An 18,584-nucleotide genomic window follows, 5' to 3' on the forward strand; every position below is an offset into this window, starting at 1 on the left:
TTATGGTGATTCGAAGAAAATGGAGGCAAAAATAGCCTTTCCTATAGTTAAGAAGATATAATAAAAAACTTAAAAAGATATAGAATTAGATTTAATTCTATATCTTTTTATTATTTATAAATGTTTTTATGAATTAAGCAATAAAAGCTTAAGTTCATCAAAATTAGAAATCTCATAGGTAGGTTTTATTGAAGTTTCATTTATAACTTTGTTAGGGTTGTACCAACAGGTATCTATACCAAAGTTTATTCCACCTTGTATATCAGAACTTAAACTATCTCCTATCATTAAAACTTTGCTTTTATCAAAAAAATTCATAGATTTTAAAGTATGTTCAAAAATTTTAGGATTTGGCTTTGCCGTTGATACTTCTTCAGAAATTACTATAGTTTCAAAGAATTTTGCTATACTAGATTTTCTAATTCTTTTGTCTTGAACTGATGTAAGGCCGTTAGTTACTATAGCAAGTCTATAAGATTTATGTAGAGTTTCTATAAGTTCTATACTATTATCATATAAAAAGGATGCCGAAGCTAAATTTTCTATATATGAATTTGCAAAAACATTTTCATCAAAATTCATGTTTAACCTATCTGATAATCTTTTAAATCTTTCTATTTTTAAAACTTCTTGTGTAATAAGGCCTTGTTCAAACTCTTTCCATAGAGCTATATTTATTTCTTGATAAATTTTTAAGTGATAATTTTCATCATAATTTATATTAAATTTAAGCATTGTATTTTTAAATGCTTCCCTTTCAGATTTCTTGAAATCATATAATGTTTCATCTGCATCAAATAATATAACTTCGTATTTCATGGTATATGCCCCTTTATTTATTAATTTCTTTCAAATTGCTTTTTTACATTAAAATCGTATATTGATTTTATTTTATAATAATATAATGATTACAATTTTACAATTAAATAAAGAAAAGATAAAAGTAAATTGACTTTGCATTGAAAGAATTTATTAAAATAATAAAGTAACATATATAATATCCCATTGTTTCTAAGTTTGTAAATATTATTAGACTATGATAGTATAAAGAATGCAAGAAAGTAAATAATATTTTTTATTAAAAAGAGAACTTAAAAAGCGAACGGAGGAAATGAAATTATGTTACCAAATTGTCCAAAATGTAATTCAGAATATACTTATGAAGATGGAAATCTTTTAATATGTCCAGAATGTGGTCATGAATGGACTGCAGCTAGTCAAGCAGCTGAAGAAGAAGCAAATATTATAAAAGATGCAAACGGAAATGTTTTAAATGATGGTGATACAGTTACAATAATTAAAGATCTTAAAGTAAAAGGTGCTTCATCAGCATTAAAGCAAGGTACAAAAGTTAAAAATATACGTTTATTATATGATGTAACAGATGGCCATGATATAGACTGCAAAATTGATGGATTCGGAGCTATGAAATTAAAGTCGTCAGTAGTAAAGAAGATATAATATAAAATAAGGGAGTTATTAGATATTGTTAATAGCTCCTTTTGTTTTATTATGAAAAATACTTTTAAGATACTGTTTAAACCTTTAAAATATTTAAGTTAGATAAATACAACTTATGATATAATTAATTAGTAAGAATTTGATTAGTTGGAGGTAATAATTTATGTTTACTAAAGAGGAACTTTTAGTAATTGAAGATGCATTAAAAATAGCAGATGAAAAATATATTAAACTTCTTGATGAAAGTAAAAATAATAAGAATAAAATGGTTGCATTTAATAGAAAGCAAAAAAGATTATGGTTAGTTCAAAATAAATTAAATAAATTACTACAAGAAAGTAAATAATATATAATATTTAATAAATATCTAGTAAAAAAGCTAGGTATTTTTTTATTCCATCTAAATTAAATATGTAATTAAATTTAGTTGGATATAAAAAAGTACTAATAGATAAAAATAATATACAAAATATATTAAAAAAATAAAATAATTTACAAAAAACAACAAAAACTTTTATTGGAATAAAAGTATAATTTATACATGTAATTATATGTAAAACATTTTGCTCCATCTATTTAATAAAAAAGTTTTGAAAAATTATAATCCATAAAAAGGTAAAAGAATGATTATTAAAAAAATAATTCTTTTAACATATAAATCAGAATATTTTTAAAATTTAAAAAATATTTTATCGAAGACACAGAGAATTTATATAAAATAAAAGTATTATTAAAATAGTATTTTTGTTGACAAATATTATAAAAATAATAAAAAAAATAAATATAAATTATTAAAATAAAATTAAATATAAAAACACAAAAAAATATATATTTCAATATAAGAGTAGAAAATAATTTATATATTTATTAAAAGCATATAAATATGAAATTTTTAAAAGATAATATTTCAAATAAACAAAAAGTAATTAATTTACAAAATTGATCATATAAGCTAAAATTATTTGAGTAATAAAAATAAATAAGGAGTAAAGTTTATGAAAAAGGTTTTAGTTATAATATCATTTGTGTTATTAATGACTTTGGGAATAGTTTCTTGTGAAAAAAATGAGGCAAATAATAAGTTAACAGATTTAACTAATAATGAGGAACAACAAAGTGATAATAATGAAAATGTACAAGAAGATAATCAACAAAAAGATAAGGAAGAAGTAAATGAAATAGAAGAAAAAGAAATTGAATACATAAATATTGCCCCAGAGGAAGTTAGAATTCCTATTCTTATGTACCATTCTATAAGTGATGATGATCCTAATAATAATTTATTAGTACCACCAAATATGTTTGAAGAGCAAATGGCTTGGTTAGAAGCAAATGAATTTACTGCAATGAACTTAGATGAGGCCTTAGAGGCTATGGAAACAGGAAAGGTGCCTAAGAGACCAGTAGTAATAACCTTTGATGATGGTTATTCTGATAACTATACTAGTGCTTTTCCATCATTAAAAAATCATGGATTAAAAGCTACGTTTTTTGTTATAACTGATGGGGTAGATAACGGATATTATATGTCTACAGATATGTTAAAAGAGATGCAGGCAGCTGGAATGTCAATAGAAAATCATACAGCTAATCATTTAGAATTAGATAAGTTATCTAGAGAAGATGCCTATGATGCAATTAAGAGGGGGCAAGATTTCCTAAGAAATAATATAGGATCGGATGCAAATTACTTATGTTACCCTGTTGGAAAATATAATGATGAAACTATTGAAATTGAAAAAGAATTAGGTATTAAAGCGGCAACTACTACTCAAGGAGGAATAAGTTCTATAGGTGATGGTTTATACCAACTAAAAAGGGTTAGAATATATCCAATGAGTATAGAAAGTTTTGCTTCAATATTTTCTGAGTATATTTATTAGACATAAGTTATAATATAATAAAATGAACTAATAAATATGATACTTTCGGAGGTAAAGTAATGGCTAAAATAACTAGTAGAAATAATGACTTATTAAGGGATTCTAGAAATAAGGTATCCCCAAAGGTTTATGAGCTTTTAATTGATTTAGTTAATGAAAATAGAGAAGATTTAGCGGAAATAGCATTAAAGATAGACTATTTAATAGAATATGCAAATAGTGCTATTAAGGGAAAAGATTTTTCAGAAGCTTTAGAAACAGTACAAAGAGCAGAAGAAAGATTAAAGATGATAAAGAGATCAAATTTTGATGTAAGTCATTTAGAATACTTAATTGAAGGTGTTAAAAAAAAGATAAGGAAGTAATCACTTCCTTATCTTTTTTTATATTATTTAGATTTTTTTCTATTATTACTTCTTCTTTTTTTGTTATTAGTTGAAACTTCAACGTTAACTCTTCTTTTGTTAATCTTTCCACCAGTACATTTTTCAAGAACTTGTCTATGAATTGTGTTATCTACATTAACAAATGCAAAATTTTCCATTATATCAATATCTCTTATTTGAGATGCTCCAACCTTAGCATTATTCTTTATATAGTTTATTAATGTCTTAATAGTTAAGCCATCTCTTCTACCAGCAGAGAAGAATAATCTAACGTCATTTTCTTTGCTTGATGCAGGAGCTTCAAGTTTATCACTTGAATAATCAAAAGATAATTGATTTTTAAATTGACTTTGAAGTAATGAAGCAATTACTTTAACAGAATCATGATTTTCAGTTAATTGAGTAGCAACATCTACGAATCTTGAATAATCTTCTGCTTCTATTATTGATGAAACCTCATTAGCCATTAATTCAAATTTAGCGTTATATATTTCTTGAACTGTAGGTATATTTCCTTTTTCGATATTACCCTTAGTTACATTCTTAATTTGTCTAAGGAATCCAAATTCCTTTGGAGTAATTATACTGTAAGCAGTACCTTCTCTACCTGCTCTACCAGTTCTACCAATTCTGTGAACATAAGATTCAATATCTTGAGGTAACTCATAGTTAAATACGTGAGTAACACCATCAACATCAATTCCTCTAGCAGCAACGTCTGTAGCAACTAAGAATTTTAATGAACCGTTTTTAAACTTAGCAAGAGTCTTCATTCTTTGAATTTGAGACATATCTCCATGCATACCTTCAACCATGTATCCTCTAGCTTGCATTGCAGCAACTAAATCATCCACACCTTTTTTAGTTCTGCAGAATATAATACCTGCTGATGGATTATCAAAATCTATTAGTCTACAAAGAGCTTCTAATCTTTGAGAGCCGTTAACTTCAAAGAAGTTTTGCTTTATTGTAGAACCAGTCATTTCTTTTCTAGCAATAACTATATGTTGAGCATCTTCTTTTAGATATTTTTTTGATAATTTCTTGATTTGAGGTGGCATTGTTGCAGAGAATAATAAAGTTTGTCTTTCTTCTGGAATGCTCTTCATTATTTCTTCCATATCATCAATGAATCCCATGTTTAGCATTTCATCAGCTTCATCTAATACTAAGAATTCTACTGAAGATAAAGGTAAATTCCCTCTTCTTATATGATCTAAAACTCTACCTGGAGTACCAACTACTATATTAGCTCTTTTTAAATCTCTAGCTTGAAGATGAATTGGTGCTCCACCGTATACAGCAACGATGTTTAATTTTTCGTACTTAGTTAATTTTACTAATTCATCGTGAACTTGTATTGCTAATTCTCTTGTTGGAGCTAAGATTATTGAGCCTATAGCATCCTTAATTTTTAAATTATTTATCATAGGTAGGCCAAAGGCTGCTGTTTTTCCTGTACCAGTTTGGGCTTGACCTATAATATCATTACCTGAAAGGGCAACTGGGATTGCTTCGGCTTGAATTGGAGATGGAGTAGTAAAACCTAAATCATCAATAGCTTTTACTAAAGTTTCCTTTAAGCCTAAATCATTAAATGTTAAATTCGTCATATAGTATCCTCTTTTTTCATATATTTTTTATTTATTTCAAATTATTTAAATAATTATTTCTCATCAATCGACTTTATTAAGTATATAGCAAAAATATAATTAATGCACTAAGTATTTATTGTAAAATATGAAATACTTGTTTATTTTCAAAATAAGACAAAATGGTATTGTTTTCATTAACAAATTTAAAAAAAAATTAAAAATACCAAAAAAATATAATTGACAATTAGCGAAAAATAGTTCAAAATATGCAATGGAAATAGTCATTACTTAAATTTTAAATATTGTGTTATTGTGTCATGGAGTATGTGGGAAGTTAGGTCGACCTATATACTCTATTTTTTTGTAATGATGGAACTCCTTCAGGGTAATATATATGTCTATATTGATTAAAAGATAAAAAAGGTGAGCTAAAAATAGCTCACCTTTTAAAATATATTAAGAAATTTTTGATGCAATTATACTTTGAACAGTTTTAGGTAATAAATCTTGTTCTTCTTTAGTTAAATTTGCAGTTTCAATTGCTGGATGGAAATAAAGGTTAACAGTAGCAGGTTTAATCCAAGGTCCTTTACCATGTTCCATTATTTTAAATGATCCGTCCATAGTTACTGGAATTATAGGACATTTGGATTTAGTAGCTAGTTTAAAGCTACCAGCCTTAAATTCCTTTATTGGACCTCCCTTACTTCTAGTTCCTTCAGGGAATATTACAATTGAATGACCAGCTTTTAGATTTTTAATTCCCTTAATTATTGCTTCTCCTGATTTTCTAATATTACTTCTATCCATAAAAACACAGTGTAGGAGGTTCATCCAAGTTCTTACTAGTGGTATTTTTTCAACTTCTATTTTTGAAATAAAACCTATTACTTTTGGAATTTGAGTAATATATATTGGAATATCAAAGTTACCTTGATGATTACCTACGAATAATACTGTTTTATCCTTAGGAATGTTTTCTATACCATGAACATTAATTTTGACTCCAGCTAACTTTAGTAATGAATTTGCCCAGATATTAGTGCACTTATATATTAAAGCTTCACTTTCTTCAATTCTATTTTTTTTAATTAAGTATTTAACTCTAAATATGAATGGTGTACTAATTATTAAACTTAATACAAACCATATAAACCAAATTATAGTTCTTATCATTATTTTGTCACTCCTCAAAACTTAAGTCTAAATAAAGTATACTATAAAATATACTTTAAAAGTAATATATTTGAAATATAAAATATTAATAAAATATTTATGGCAGCATATATTAAAAATGAGAAAATTTTTATATGAGGTATAAATAGTGGTTAAATTTCAACCTGATAAACTAAAAGTAAGTTATAAAGATGAAATAGGAATAAAGAATTTCTTACCACCAAGAAGGTATACATTAACTCATTCAGACGAGAGTGGTGAGTTATTTTTATCGATAGGGAAAAAATATGATTTTGATAAAATTAATTATAATGTTAGAGATGAGGTTATAGGAAGCTGGGAAAAGGATGATAAAAATTATTTGCTTGTTACAGTAGAAGTGGATAATGGGGATGATATTAGTGATACTATTAAGAGAGATAAAATATTTAGGCAAGAGATTGTCTTAGCATTAATGGCAATAGTGTATGGAGATAATTTATTTTTTGAAAATAATAAAGAGTTATATGAGGCGCCTGTTAGAGTAAAATTTAACTCAAAATTTAGTGAATATGATAGCTTAGAAGAGTTAGGGAAGGTAAAAGATTATAAATATGATTTAGATAGATACAATAATGAATTACCTAATTATAAGTTTAATCCTTTTCCAATGTTACCTCCGGTACAAACACCAGGATATATGAAGGCTGTTGATGAGAAAAAAAAGAAAAGAGATGCTGTTATTGAAATGGCATTGATAACTATATTAGAGCCGTATATAAGTAGCGAGATATATACTTTGTTTGGCAAGGGTACTCCCTATTGTATAAAGAGAGCAGAAATAATTGATGCAAGGACATTAAATATTTATGGTCCTTGTAGTGAGGAGTACGAAATAGTAGTTGGACTTAAGGTTGGTAAGAGACCACCTTTTTATAATAATATGATAATAACATTTTTGATTAATGAAAAAGGTGTAAAAATAAAGAATGTTAAAAATCCTAAGAATAGGTAGAAAAATTTGACATATACTAAATGTTGTAATAAAATAAATATATAATTTAAAATGCGTGCTCTCATAGTTCAATGGATAGAATAGTCCCCTCCTAAGGGATAGATACAGGTTCGATTCCTGTTGGGAGTACCATTAATAAAAAAGACTTATCAAATTGATAAGTCTTTTTTATTTCTATTTAGACTTTTTTTCTAAAAAGTCTTTTGATTTTTCTAATAGTATTATTAAAGCTCCACCAATAATGAAGAATATCCAATCAAAGCTTGAAAGATTCATTGCTGCTTGAGGAACTTCTAATGTTGTAGGTCCCATAAATACTGCATAAATTGATCCAATCATTAAGCCTAAGATTAAGTAAATTATTGCAGATCTATATTTAAGTAATAAGAATTTAATTAATTTTATGGTACTTAAAATCCCTACGATTACCCCTACTCCAAATATTATAAGAACAGGTAGGTAAGAAAAGTTAAAAGATAAAACTTCATGTATTGAATTTATGATTCCAGTATAAAGTCCAAATATTAATAATAATGTTGAACCTGATATACCTGGTAAAACCATAGCAGAAATTGCAATCATTCCAGCTATAAAAACAAATAAACCAAGTCCAAAGCTTAAATTGCTTAATGAAAGATTCATACCACCAGTAGAGCCAGATGGATTAAAAAATGTAATTAAGACAACTATTAAAGCTCCAATTATAGTAAAAATAATATTTTTGTATTTACCAACTAAAGAATCTTTTTCTTGTTTCATTATTAAAGGAATAGAAACTATTATAAAGCCAGTGAATAAAGAACTTATGCTATAAATATGTGATTCAAAGATAGATGTTAATACTTTTATAGATAAAACGAAACCAATTACCCATCCAAATGCTAATTTAATTAAGAAAAATAAAGCTTTTTTCTTATCTTCTTTACTACTTTTAGTAGATGTTAATGAGTTTAATGAACCTATAAAATCATCATAAAATCCTAAAATAAAAGCAATAGTACCTCCCGAAACTCCTGGAACACTATCAGCTAGTGCCATAAAAAAACCTCTGATAAAATTAATAATAAACACAATATCACCTCAAAATAAATATGTTAAGTATAAAATAAATATACTAAGCATAGAAAATAATTAGTATATTTGTATAAAAATTATATTATAAATACAGAAAAAACACTAAATATTTTTTCAGAAAATAAATGTAAATTTTATGTTTATTTATTGGTAAATTATATCATATACTAGTAACGTATGATATAATAAATATTAAAATATTTTATTAAATTACTAGGAGTGTGATTTTTTTGGAACCCAGTCAAGTGTGGCAGATAATAGTACTTATAATTTTACTAGTATTGTCTGGATTTTTTTCAATGTCAGAAACAGCACTTATGGCACTAAGCAAAATAAGAATAAGACATATGGTGGAAGATGGAGTAAAAGGAGCTAAATTAGTTGAAAAGCTAACAGAAGACCCAAATAAATTATTAGGAGCCATATTAATAGGGAATAATATAGTTAATATTTTAGCTTCATCATTAGCTACAACATTATTTGTTTCATTAGTTGGACCGAGCGGTGTTGGAATAGCAACAGGTGTAATGACTGTATTAGTACTTATATTTGGAGAAATAACTCCAAAATCAATAGCAAAACAAAAATCAGAAGAGGTATCATTAAAGGTAAGTAAGCCAATAAACATAATAGTAAAATTATTTAAACCATTTATAGGTATATTTACTTTTATCTCAAGTGGTTTTATAAGATTATTAGGTGGAGATCCAAAGGCCAGCGAGCCATTTATAACAGAAGAAGAATTAAGAACAATGGTTGGTGTTAGTGAAGAAGAAGGTGTCCTTGAAGATGTGGAAAAAGAAATGATCTTCAATGTATTTGATTTTGCAGATGCACAAGCTAAGGATGTTATGGTACAAAGAGTTGATATTGTAGCAGTTGATTCTAATGCAACTTATGAAGAAGTTTTAGATGTTATAAAGACAGAGCAGTTTTCAAGAATTCCAGTATATAATCAAACTATAGATGATATAGTTGGAATATTATATGTTAAGGACTTAATTATAGCAGGACAAAATAAGAATGGATTTAAAGTAACTGACTATATGAGGGAACCTTATTATACATTTGAATTTAAGAAAATCAAAGAATTATTTAATGAAATGAAAAAGACAAGGAATCATATTAGTGTAGTTCTAGACGAATATGGTGGAACTGTTGGAATAGTGACTATAGAAGACCTAATTGAAGAGGTTTTTGGTGATATAGAAGATGAATATGATGATTACGAAAATGAAATAGAGGTAATTAAAGAAGATGAATATGTTGTCGATGGAAGTGCAAAATTAGATGACATAAGTGAATTAATTGGAGTAAATATGGAGTCAGAAGAATTTGATTCTGTTGGTGGATTAATAATAGGTGAATTAGGAAGATTCCCTGATAATAAAGAAGAAGTAAATCTAAATAATATTAGGTTTGTAGTAGAAGAAGTAGACAAAAATAGAATAAAAAAAGTAAGAATTTACACATAAATTAATTTTTAAATATTATAAAAAGAGTGGTGAGTGACAAATATTAAAATAGAAAATAATTTGTCATTTGCCATTTTTAGTTTATATAAAAGTTAAAAGGTTAAATATACATACTAGCTAAGGGGAGAACTAAACAATGAATTATATGGAGATTGCTTTAGAGGAAGCGAAAAAAGCTTATTCTAAAGGTGAAGTTCCTATTGGAGCAGTTATAGTAAAGGATAATAAGATAATAGCTAGAGCACATAACCTAAAAGAAACTCTAAAGTCTGCAATAGCACATGCTGAAATTTTAGCAATTGAAGAGGCTAGTAAGAAAATTGGAGATTGGCGGTTAAATGGAGCTGAAATGTATGTGACATTAGAACCTTGCTCTATGTGTGCTTCTGCAATAGCGCAGGCTAGAATATCTAGATTACATATAGGAACATTTAATAAAGATATGGGAGCCTGTGGAACTATATTAAATATATTGGATTATGACATTTTTAATTCCTATGTAACTATAAATTGGTGTTATAATGAAGAGTGTAGTGAATTAATAAGTAAATTCTTTTATGAGAGAAGAAAATAGTTAAATCAAAAGGGGAGAAGGTAGGAAATGAATCCAGTAGCATTTGAAATTTTTGGAATGCCAATAAGATGGTATGGAATTATTATTGCAAGTGGGGTTTTAGTAGCATTTTTTTTATCATATTTACTTGCAAAGAAAAAAGGATTAGATTTTGATATTATTACAGATGGATTTTTATGGAGTTTTCCATTTGCAATAATTGGTGCTAGGTTATATTATGTTGCTTTTGAATATAAGAATTATCATTCATTTATTGATATAATAAATATAAGAAATGGTGGTATGGCAATACATGGTGGACTTATTGGGGGATTATTAGTTGCCTATATATTTACTAGAGTAAAAAAGATAAATTTCTTTGAATATATTGATGTAATAATTCCTGGAGTTATATTAGCTCAAGCAATAGGTAGATGGGGAAACTTTATGAATCAAGAAGCGCATGGAGGTGCAGTTTCAGAAGCTTTTATAAGTAAATTTCCAAATTTCATACAACAAGGAATGCTTATAAATGGAACTTATTATCATCCAACATTCTTATATGAATCTATATGGAATTTAATTGTTTTTGGAATATTAATATTTATTCTTTATAAAAAGAAAAATCAACATGGAGTTGTTTTAGGTAGTTATATGGTTCTTTATTCCATGGGAAGATTTTTTATAGAAGGATTAAGAACTGATAGTTTAATATTCTTTGGATTAAGAACAGCACAAATAATTAGCTTAATTGGGATAGTTATTGGAGGTATAATAATATTTATATCTAACAAGAATAGTAAGAAAAAGTTTATATAATTACTGAAAATAAAGTGGAATAATCTTTAAAGAGGATATTTCCACTTTATTTATTTAGTAGAAAAATTATAAAAAAATCTTTTTATTGAACTACAATAATATTTATGTTAAAATGAGAAAGTATCAATAATAGGTATAAAATAAAAATAAATTATTTTTATCTATTTTACGGTATGGAGAGATGTCCGAGTGGTTGAAGGAGCACGCCTGGAACGCGTGTATAGGGGAAACTCTATCGTGGGTTCAAATCCCACTTTCTCCGCCATAGCCGTGCTAGATGGGGAGTTAGCGGTGCCCTGTAACCTGCAATCCGCTACAGCAGGATTTAATTCCTCACCTAGGCTTTAATCTGTTTGGTCTGCCCTATGCAAGTGATGTTGAGGGTCGGGTCCCACGCGACGTAAGACTGTGAACCTCGTCAGGTCCGGAAGGAAGCAGCGATAAGCAGCCCCTGCGTGTGACGTGGATCAATCTTGCCTGAGTTAACTACATAGGTAACGCTTATAGATTACTGTCGAAGTGAGGTGCACGGTTTTAAATTATCCTTTCTTTTAGAAAGAAAGGCTTTTTTAATGTTTATAATGATTTTTATTTAAATTATACTGATGATTAAAAATAGAGTAAATCTAATTATCATCATAAAATTTTATTAATTACGGTTACTCTTCAATAGGATTAACAATATAGGACAAAAAACAATAGGACAGAAAAATAGGGAAATTTCGTTAGAAATATCCCTATTTTTCTGTCCTTTTTTAGATAAAAGTTATATCTAAGGAAGGTTTTAAAATATATGCAACAATATAAATTTACTAATAATAAGTATGACTAATGCAAGTCGAGGAATTAAAAAATTGCATTTTTTATAGAAAAGTATTGTAAAAACATATCAAAATGAAATATAATAAAAATATAAAATGCAAAATTTTTAAGGGGGGCTATTTAGAATGAGAAAATTTCCAAATTCAATGATGACACAACATCCAGATAATGTAGAAAGATACATATCAATTCAACAAGAGCCGGCAGAAGCTATAGAAGGATTAACACCTCAAGATAAGGGTGGGCTTGGAATAGATGAAATAATGATAGACTTTGAGGGTAAGTTAACTCCATATCATCAAACATCTCAAGTTGCCTTAGGGTTAATTGGTAATGATATAGTTCCTGGAAGGGATGTTAGAATAACACCAAGAATACCAAATGCAAATAAAGAATCTGTATTTAGACAGTTAATGAGTATAATGTCTATAGTAGAAACAAATGCACAAGCATATCATCTAACGGGTATACAAGCCATTAGAGAAGTTGTAGTTCCAATGGTTGAGACAGGGCAAGAAATTTCAGAGTTCCAAGATAGAGTTAATTCTGTTATAGAACTAGGAAATAAAAATTATCCAGTGAAATTTGAAGAAAATAGTGTAAGAATAATTCCTTTAGTAGAAGATGTTCCAGCATTAGTTAATGTTGATAAGATATTAGATGAATTTTATCATATATCAGAAAAAAAGGGTCATAATATAGATTATTTAAGGTTTATGATAGCACGTTCTGATACAGCTATGTCTTATGGATTAATATCAGGAGTACTTTCTGTTGTTATGGCTATAGATAAAGCTTATAAATGGGGAAAAGAACATGGGGTAGAGGTAGCTCCTATATTAGGATGTGGGTCACTTCCGTTCAGAGGACATTTTACAGGTAGAAATATAGATAAAATATTACAAACTTATGCAGGAGTAAAGACATTTACTTTCCAATCAGCGTTAAGATATGATCATGGGGAAGAAGAAACAAAACAAGCTGCTAGAGAACTTAAGGAAAAGGTTGATATGTATGAACCTAGAAACTTCTCAGAAGAGGATATAGAGTTAATGAAGGAGTTTATAGGAATATTATCTAAACACTATTTAACGACGTTCTTAAAGGTAATAAATACTGTTTCATTTGTATCTGACTTTATTCCGAAGAATAGAGATAGATTAACTAAAGCTAAAACTGGATTAGAATATAATAGGGAAGTTGCTAATCTTGACAATATAGCAAACTTAGTAAGTAATGAAGAGTTAAGGAAAGAAATATTAAGCATAGATAATTCTGTTGAATATGCTGTACCAAGAGCGATATCATTTACTGGAGCTATGTATACATTAGGTATGCCACCAGAGCTTTTGGGCATGGGTAGAGGTCTTAAAGAAATAAAAGATAAGTTTGGACAAGAAGGAATAGATAAATTATTGGAATTCTATCCTATGTTAAGAGAAGACTTAGGGTTTGCAGCTAGATTTGCAAATGCTGGAGTTAGTAAGAAAATAATAGATGAAACTGCAAGACAAGAATATAAAGAAGATATGAAGTATGTTAATGAAATATTAGATTTAGGATTAGACTATGAGTTTATAAATGATAATGAGTTCTATCATACTTTATTAAAGACTACAAGACCAATAATAATGCATTTAATAGGCTTAGAGTTAGATATAATTGAAAGTAAGACTGAAGAGTTAAAGATTTTAAATGAATGGATTATTAGAATGGGTAAGGTCAGAGGAAGTATTGGATAAAATTAATAATTAAATAAAGAAAAGTCGGCTTAGCCGACTTTTTTGTTTTTTGTTAAATATATTATTTTTTTACTAAATCAATAAATTGATATTTCAATCCATTCTTTTCACAAGTAAATATTTCTGATTCAAAATCCACAGCAAACTCATCAAAATCTATCTGTGGAAAACTTGTATCTCCATCAAAAGATTTAAAAACTTTTGTTAAAAACAACTTATCCACATTGTGGATAAGTTGTGCGTAAATTTCGCCTCCACCTATAATAAATGCGGTCTCAGATGAGTTTTTATATTTGTTGATAACTTCAGACAAACTGTGGATAACTTCTACATTTTCGTTATCCATAGTATAGTTCTTATCTCTTGTGATTATAACATGTTTTCTATTGGGTAAGACACCAGGTAAAGATTCGAAAGTTTTTCTACCCATTATAATTGTATGGTCTGAAGTAATTGCTTTGAATCTTTTTAAGTCTTCAGGTATATGCCATAAAAGCTTATTATCTCCACCGATAATATTATTTTCTGCTACAGCCACTATAATAGAAAGCATTAAACGGATACCTCCATTTTTATTGCTGGATGATATTTATAATCTATAAGTTTAATATCATCTGCTGTAAAGTCATAGAAGTTAGTTATTTCAGGATTAATCCAAAGCTTAGGAGCCTCATACTCATCGTTAGCTCTAGTTAGTTGAAGTTTCATCCCTTCTACTTGGTTTTCATATATATGTGCATTATTAATTACATGAGTAAATAAACCAGGTTTAAGTCCTGTTACTTGAGCAATTAAATGAACTAGCACTGCATATTGTGATGTATTAAAAGGTACACCTAGTGGTATATCTCCGCTACGTTGTACAAGCATACAGTTTAATCTACCATCAGTAACATCCCACATGGTCATGAAACAACATGGTTGAAGAGTCATATGAGGTAGATCTTCTATATTCCACATAGTCATAAGCATTCTTCTATCCTGAGGGTTTGTTTTTAATGTCTCAATAAGCTTATCAACTTGATTGAATTTAGCTATCTGATAGCCGTAGCCCCTACCAATAGTATTATTTTCATCAACCCATTCATCCCAAATATGAACGTTTTGCTCTTGTAACTTAGTTACGTCATTAGATTGATCTTTATAAATCCATAACATTTCTTTTACAGCAGTTTTAAATGCTACAAATTTAGTTGTTAGAATAGGAAATTCCTTTTCTAAATTAAACTGCATTACTTGATGAGGTAACTTATATGTTGGCATACCAGTTCTATTATTATCGTAGTAGCCGTTATTTAAAATATCTTCTACTATACTTAAGTATTTTTTGTCATATAGACTCATCTAAACACCTCCTAAAAGTATATATAATCTATTTTACTATAAAATCCCCATTATACTACAAAATTCTTATGTGAAAAATAAAGAAATTTATATAAAAAAATAATATTAAATATAAAAAGGTAGAAAAGTATCGAAAGTAGTTAAATAAATAACAAACATATGTAAAATAAATACAATAAAATGTTAAAAAAATAACAATAAAAAATAAATAAATATACGTGATAAAAGTGTGAAATAAGAAATATGTATAAAACTTGAATAAATATGCAGAATGATGAATTCTATGTTTATTCATGTTAGTATATGAGTTTTTTTATAAATAATACGTATATAGTATGGTGTAATAAAGGGGGAAAAATCTTTAACTATTAATAGAATTTGGGTATAATAAAAAATAAATACTACGCAAAAGAGAGGTGAGTATAGTGTCATATACGGCTTTATATAGAGAATGGAGACCAAGAACATTTAATGATGTTGTAGGTCAAGAACATATTACAACAACCCTAAAAAATCAAATTTTAAATAATAGAATTGCTCATGCGTATCTTTTTTGTGGAACTAGAGGAACAGGAAAAACTTCTACAGCAAAAGTATTTGCAAAGGCACTCAATTGTCTTGATTTAAGAGATGGAGAACCTTGTAATAAATGCGAAATGTGCAGAAAAATAAATGAAGGTTTAGCTATAGATGTTACAGAATTAGATGCAGCTTCAAATAATGGAGTTGATAAAATTAGAGATATAATTGATGATGTTAAATACCCACCACAGGAAGCAAGATATAAAGTTTACATAATGGATGAGGTTCATATGTTATCAGCAGGTGCAGTTAATGCTTTTCTAAAAACGTTAGAAGAACCACCTAACAATGTAATATTTATTTTAGCAACAACAGATCCACAAAAGTTACCTATTACGATTCTTTCAAGGTGTCAAAGATTTGATTTTAAAAGAATAAATAATAGTGAAATAACAGCAAGACTTAGAAAAATAGTAAAGGAACAAAATGTTTTAGCTGATGAAAGAAGTTTAAATTTAATTGCTAGAGTTTCAGATGGTGCAATGAGAGATTCATTAAGTATATTAGATCAGGCTATTTCTATGGGAAATGGAAATGTTGATTATAATACTGTAGTAAGTATGTTAGGATTAGTTACTAATGAGCATCTATTTAATTTGGTTAATTCAGTAATTCAAAGAAGTGTAGAAAAAAGTATAGAGATTATAGAAGATGTAATATATTCAGGAAAAGACATATATTTATTTATAAAGGATTTAATTGCTCATTATAGAAATTTACTTATGGTTAAGGTTACTAATAATCCAGAAGAAGTACTAGATATGTCGGAAGAAAATATTGCTTTAATTAAAGAACAAGGTTCACGTTTGAGAGCAGAAGAGATAATGAGATGTATAAGAATACTTCAAGAGGCAGAAAATAATGCTAAGCTAAGCAAGCAAGCAAGATTATATTGTGAATTAGCTGTTATTAAAATGTGTAAAATAGAGTATGATACTTCAAATGAAGTAATGTTAACTAGATTGAATAAGTTAGAGGAAAGTTTAAGAAATGGTAGTATTAAGGTTGCTACTGCATCAAAAGAAGTTGCACAAATAAATAATATTAAGACAACTAATGCTATGCCTGGCAATAAGGTAGTTAAAGAACAATATAGTAATGAAGTAAATGTTGGAGTTAATCCAGACTCTAAGATTACTATAAATGATGTAAAAAAATCTTGGAAAGATATAATAGAAAGATTTAAAGCTAGAAGAGAAATGATAATAAGTTCTTTAATTATGATAGGAAAACCAGTAGATTGTTCTAATGGCATAATTACTGTAGAATTTGATAATCAAAATGAATTTGCTAAAAATAGATTAAGTGAAGCTAAAAATAGAGATATTATAAATGACGTTTTCTTTGAAATATTTAGAGAAAAGGTTAAGGTAAACTTTGTAGTTCAATCTGATGATAATAGAGGCAAAAGTACAGAGGATATTTTAAGAGATACACTAGGTGATGATTTAATTGATTTTATAGATGAATAATAGTATGTGGTTACTTTATTCTAGTAAATATTAAAAAAATACTATATAATAAAAAATAGATTTAGTTATTTAAAGGAGGATATTTTATGGCAAGAGGTGGATTCCCAGGAGGTTTCGGGGGAGGAAATATAAATAACTTAATGAAGCAAGCTCAAAAGCTTCAAAAGGATATGGAACAAGCACAAAAAGAGCTTGAGGCTAAGGAATTTGAAGCATCAGTTGGTGGTGGTGCTGTTTTAGTTAAGGTTAACGGAAAGAAAGAAGTTTTAGCTATAAATATAAAAGAAGAAGTAGTAGATCCAGATGATGTTGAAATGTTAGAAGATTTAGTGCTAAGTGCAGTTAATGAAGCATTAAAGAAAGCTGATGAAGAAACTTCAAATAAAATGGGTAAATTAACTGGTGGTTTAAATATACCAGGAATGTTTTAGGACGTAGGGCTGTTTTTTTAAACAGTCCTTCATTTTTTAAAAATTACTGTAAAGTAATACTTTTTTACTAAAAAAATGATAGAAAGTGGTGTAATTATGGATTTTTATCCAGTGGCTATAGAAAAATTAATTGAAGAATTTGCAAAATTGCCAAGCATTGGTCAAAAGACAGCACAAAGACTTACATTGCATATTTTAAATTTGCCTGAAGAAGAAGTTAAGGAGTTTGCTACTGCATTAGTAAAGGCTAGGGGAACTATAAAGTATTGTTCTGTATGTGGAAATTTTACTGATAAAGATCCATGTGCAATATGTGGTAATCCAAATAGAGATAAAAATGTTATTTGTGTAGTAGAGCAGCCTAAAGATATCATGACAATGGAGAAGGTTAAAGAGTTTAATGGGGTATATCATGTTTTACATGGAAATCTTTCTCCAATGCAAGGAAGAGGGCCTCAAGATATTAAAATAAGAGAGCTTGTTGCAAGAATGAGTGCAGATATTAAGGAAGTTATAATTGCAACTAACCCAAATGTTGAAGGTGAAGCAACAGCAATGTATATATCAAGGATACTTAAGCCATTAGAAGTAAAGGTTACAAGAATAGCATCTGGCTTACCTGTTGGTGGTGACTTAGAATATGCTGATGAAGTAACGCTTTCAAAAGCTCTTGAAGGTAGAAAAGAAATTTAAAAACTATTTTATAAATAAAAATTAAGAGTTGTCATTAGTAGCATTAATAAATTTAATGTTAACACAGGCAACTCTTAACTTT

Annotated in this window: 18 protein-coding genes, 2 tRNA genes and 1 other RNA gene; 15 read left to right on the forward strand and 6 right to left on the reverse strand. The window is 27.8% G+C overall.

Going from position 1 to position 18,584, the window contains the following annotated elements; all coding sequences use genetic code 11:
• Window positions 1-126 precede the first annotated feature (126 nt).
• Window positions 127-819, reverse strand: a complete 693-nt coding sequence (locus Q0G30_RS09970) for a YjjG family noncanonical pyrimidine nucleotidase (protein ID WP_291657848.1) — start codon at window positions 817-819, stop codon at window positions 127-129.
• Window positions 820-1,119: 300 nt separating this feature from the next.
• Here Q0G30_RS09970 and Q0G30_RS09975 point away from each other — a divergent pair, with 300 nt between their 5' ends.
• From Q0G30_RS09975 to Q0G30_RS09990, 4 genes are all read left to right on the forward strand, one after another.
• Window positions 1,120-1,461, forward strand: coding sequence for a zinc ribbon domain-containing protein YjdM (locus Q0G30_RS09975; RefSeq protein WP_294389355.1), 342 nt, complete (start codon window positions 1,120-1,122; stop codon window positions 1,459-1,461).
• 163 nt (window positions 1,462-1,624) lie between these two features.
• Window positions 1,625-1,807 (forward strand): hypothetical protein, encoded by a 183-nt coding sequence (locus Q0G30_RS09980; protein ID WP_294389357.1) that lies wholly within the window; start codon window positions 1,625-1,627, stop codon window positions 1,805-1,807.
• Window positions 1,808-2,456: 649 nt separating this feature from the next.
• On the forward strand, window positions 2,457-3,344 hold the full coding sequence (locus tag Q0G30_RS09985; RefSeq protein WP_294389359.1) for a polysaccharide deacetylase family protein: 888 nt from the start codon (window positions 2,457-2,459) through the stop codon (window positions 3,342-3,344).
• A gap of 59 nt (window positions 3,345-3,403) precedes the next feature.
• On the forward strand, window positions 3,404-3,709 hold the full coding sequence (locus tag Q0G30_RS09990) for a hypothetical protein (protein WP_294389361.1): 306 nt from the start codon (window positions 3,404-3,406) through the stop codon (window positions 3,707-3,709).
• A 23-nt stretch (window positions 3,710-3,732) separates the two neighbouring features.
• Here the strand turns inward: Q0G30_RS09990 and Q0G30_RS09995 are convergent, their stop codons facing one another.
• Both Q0G30_RS09995 and Q0G30_RS10000 read right to left on the reverse strand, forming a co-directional pair.
• A complete protein-coding gene (locus Q0G30_RS09995; protein ID WP_294389363.1) occupies window positions 3,733-5,343 on the reverse strand; it encodes a DEAD/DEAH box helicase in 1,611 nt (536 codons plus the stop codon).
• Window positions 5,344-5,781: 438 nt separating this feature from the next.
• Window positions 5,782-6,501, reverse strand: coding sequence for a lysophospholipid acyltransferase family protein (locus Q0G30_RS10000; protein ID WP_294389366.1), 720 nt, complete (start codon window positions 6,499-6,501; stop codon window positions 5,782-5,784).
• 148 nt (window positions 6,502-6,649) lie between these two features.
• On the opposite strand from Q0G30_RS10000, the gene Q0G30_RS10005 reads away from it, so the two are divergent.
• Window positions 6,650-7,495 (forward strand): staygreen family protein, encoded by an 846-nt coding sequence (locus Q0G30_RS10005; RefSeq protein WP_294389368.1) that lies wholly within the window; start codon window positions 6,650-6,652, stop codon window positions 7,493-7,495.
• Between the two features lie 57 nt (window positions 7,496-7,552).
• A tRNA-Arg gene (locus tag Q0G30_RS10010) sits at window positions 7,553-7,627 on the forward strand.
• A 42-nt stretch (window positions 7,628-7,669) separates the two neighbouring features.
• Here the strand turns inward: Q0G30_RS10010 and Q0G30_RS10015 are convergent.
• Complete coding sequence (locus Q0G30_RS10015) at window positions 7,670-8,566, reverse strand: DUF368 domain-containing protein (protein ID WP_294389370.1); 897 nt, start codon at window positions 8,564-8,566, stop codon at window positions 7,670-7,672.
• Window positions 8,567-8,799: 233 nt separating this feature from the next.
• Here Q0G30_RS10015 and Q0G30_RS10020 point away from each other — a divergent pair, with 233 nt between their 5' ends.
• The 6 genes from Q0G30_RS10020 (at window position 8,800) to ppcA (ending at window position 13,980) form a co-directional block, all read left to right on the forward strand.
• Window positions 8,800-10,044, forward strand: coding sequence for a CNNM domain-containing protein (locus Q0G30_RS10020; RefSeq protein WP_294389372.1), 1,245 nt, complete (start codon window positions 8,800-8,802; stop codon window positions 10,042-10,044).
• Between the two features lie 136 nt (window positions 10,045-10,180).
• Window positions 10,181-10,618, forward strand: a complete 438-nt coding sequence (locus tag Q0G30_RS10025; RefSeq protein ID WP_294389375.1) for a nucleoside deaminase — start codon at window positions 10,181-10,183, stop codon at window positions 10,616-10,618.
• 27 nt (window positions 10,619-10,645) lie between these two features.
• On the forward strand, window positions 10,646-11,416 hold the full coding sequence (lgt, locus tag Q0G30_RS10030) for a prolipoprotein diacylglyceryl transferase (RefSeq protein ID WP_294389377.1): 771 nt from the start codon (window positions 10,646-10,648) through the stop codon (window positions 11,414-11,416).
• 175 nt (window positions 11,417-11,591) lie between these two features.
• Window positions 11,592-11,681: transfer RNA gene (locus Q0G30_RS10035), tRNA-Ser, on the forward strand.
• A gap of 3 nt (window positions 11,682-11,684) precedes the next feature.
• Window positions 11,685-11,948: signal recognition particle sRNA large type (ffs, locus tag Q0G30_RS10040), an RNA gene on the forward strand.
• 415 nt (window positions 11,949-12,363) lie between these two features.
• Window positions 12,364-13,980 carry a phosphoenolpyruvate carboxylase gene (gene ppcA / locus Q0G30_RS10045; protein WP_294389379.1) on the forward strand — a complete coding sequence of 539 codons (1,617 nt, stop codon included), beginning with the start codon at window positions 12,364-12,366 and terminating at the stop codon, window positions 13,978-13,980.
• Window positions 13,981-14,041: 61 nt separating this feature from the next.
• On the opposite strand, the gene Q0G30_RS10050 is transcribed toward ppcA, so the two are convergent.
• Both Q0G30_RS10050 and Q0G30_RS10055 read right to left on the reverse strand, forming a co-directional pair.
• Entirely contained in the window at window positions 14,042-14,533 is a 492-nt protein-coding gene (locus Q0G30_RS10050; RefSeq protein ID WP_294389381.1) for a dihydrofolate reductase, read from the reverse strand.
• On the reverse strand, window positions 14,533-15,324 hold the full coding sequence (locus Q0G30_RS10055) for a thymidylate synthase (RefSeq protein WP_294389383.1): 792 nt from the start codon (window positions 15,322-15,324) through the stop codon (window positions 14,533-14,535). The genes Q0G30_RS10050 and Q0G30_RS10055 overlap by 1 nt, the downstream gene beginning before the upstream one ends.
• Window positions 15,325-15,749: 425 nt before the next feature.
• Here Q0G30_RS10055 and dnaX point away from each other — a divergent pair, with 425 nt between their 5' ends.
• From dnaX to recR, 3 genes are all read left to right on the forward strand, one after another.
• The gene (gene dnaX, locus Q0G30_RS10060) at window positions 15,750-17,378 is read left to right on the forward strand and encodes a DNA polymerase III subunit gamma/tau (protein ID WP_294389385.1); all 1,629 of its coding nucleotides are present in this window, start codon (window positions 15,750-15,752) and stop codon (window positions 17,376-17,378) included.
• An 86-nt stretch (window positions 17,379-17,464) separates the two neighbouring features.
• Window positions 17,465-17,809, forward strand: coding sequence for a YbaB/EbfC family nucleoid-associated protein (locus Q0G30_RS10065; RefSeq protein ID WP_294389388.1), 345 nt, complete (start codon window positions 17,465-17,467; stop codon window positions 17,807-17,809).
• Window positions 17,810-17,905: 96 nt separating this feature from the next.
• Window positions 17,906-18,502 carry a recombination mediator RecR gene (gene recR, locus Q0G30_RS10070; RefSeq protein WP_294133810.1) on the forward strand — a complete coding sequence of 199 codons (597 nt, stop codon included), beginning with the start codon at window positions 17,906-17,908 and terminating at the stop codon, window positions 18,500-18,502.
• The last annotated feature ends 82 nt before the right edge of the window (window positions 18,503-18,584 follow it).

This window comes from uncultured Clostridium sp. (assembly GCF_934754925.1).
Classification (GTDB): domain Bacteria; phylum Bacillota; class Clostridia; order Clostridiales; family Clostridiaceae; genus Clostridium.

Excerpts from the sequence above, each read along its gene's own strand:
- Q0G30_RS09970 (WP_291657848.1), bottom strand. The coding sequence starts at position 819 with ATGAAATACGAAGTTATATTATTTGATGCAGATGAAACATTATATGAT.
- Q0G30_RS09975 (WP_294389355.1), top strand. The coding sequence starts at position 1,120 with ATGTTACCAAATTGTCCAAAATGTAATTCAGAATATACTTATGAAGAT.
- Q0G30_RS09980 (WP_294389357.1), top strand. The coding sequence starts at position 1,625 with ATGTTTACTAAAGAGGAACTTTTAGTAATTGAAGATGCATTAAAAATA.
- Q0G30_RS09985 (WP_294389359.1), top strand. The coding sequence starts at position 2,457 with ATGAAAAAGGTTTTAGTTATAATATCATTTGTGTTATTAATGACTTTG.
- Q0G30_RS09990 (WP_294389361.1), top strand. The coding sequence starts at position 3,404 with ATGGCTAAAATAACTAGTAGAAATAATGACTTATTAAGGGATTCTAGA.
- Q0G30_RS09995 (WP_294389363.1), bottom strand. The coding sequence starts at position 5,343 with ATGACGAATTTAACATTTAATGATTTAGGCTTAAAGGAAACTTTAGTA.
- Q0G30_RS10000 (WP_294389366.1), bottom strand. The coding sequence starts at position 6,501 with ATGATAAGAACTATAATTTGGTTTATATGGTTTGTATTAAGTTTAATA.
- Q0G30_RS10025 (WP_294389375.1), top strand. The coding sequence starts at position 10,181 with ATGAATTATATGGAGATTGCTTTAGAGGAAGCGAAAAAAGCTTATTCT.
- lgt (WP_294389377.1), top strand. The coding sequence starts at position 10,646 with ATGAATCCAGTAGCATTTGAAATTTTTGGAATGCCAATAAGATGGTAT.
- ppcA (WP_294389379.1), top strand. The coding sequence starts at position 12,364 with ATGAGAAAATTTCCAAATTCAATGATGACACAACATCCAGATAATGTA.
- Q0G30_RS10050 (WP_294389381.1), bottom strand. The coding sequence starts at position 14,533 with ATGCTTTCTATTATAGTGGCTGTAGCAGAAAATAATATTATCGGTGGA.
- Q0G30_RS10055 (WP_294389383.1), bottom strand. The coding sequence starts at position 15,324 with ATGAGTCTATATGACAAAAAATACTTAAGTATAGTAGAAGATATTTTA.
- Q0G30_RS10065 (WP_294389388.1), top strand. The coding sequence starts at position 17,465 with ATGGCAAGAGGTGGATTCCCAGGAGGTTTCGGGGGAGGAAATATAAAT.
- recR (WP_294133810.1), top strand. The coding sequence starts at position 17,906 with ATGGATTTTTATCCAGTGGCTATAGAAAAATTAATTGAAGAATTTGCA.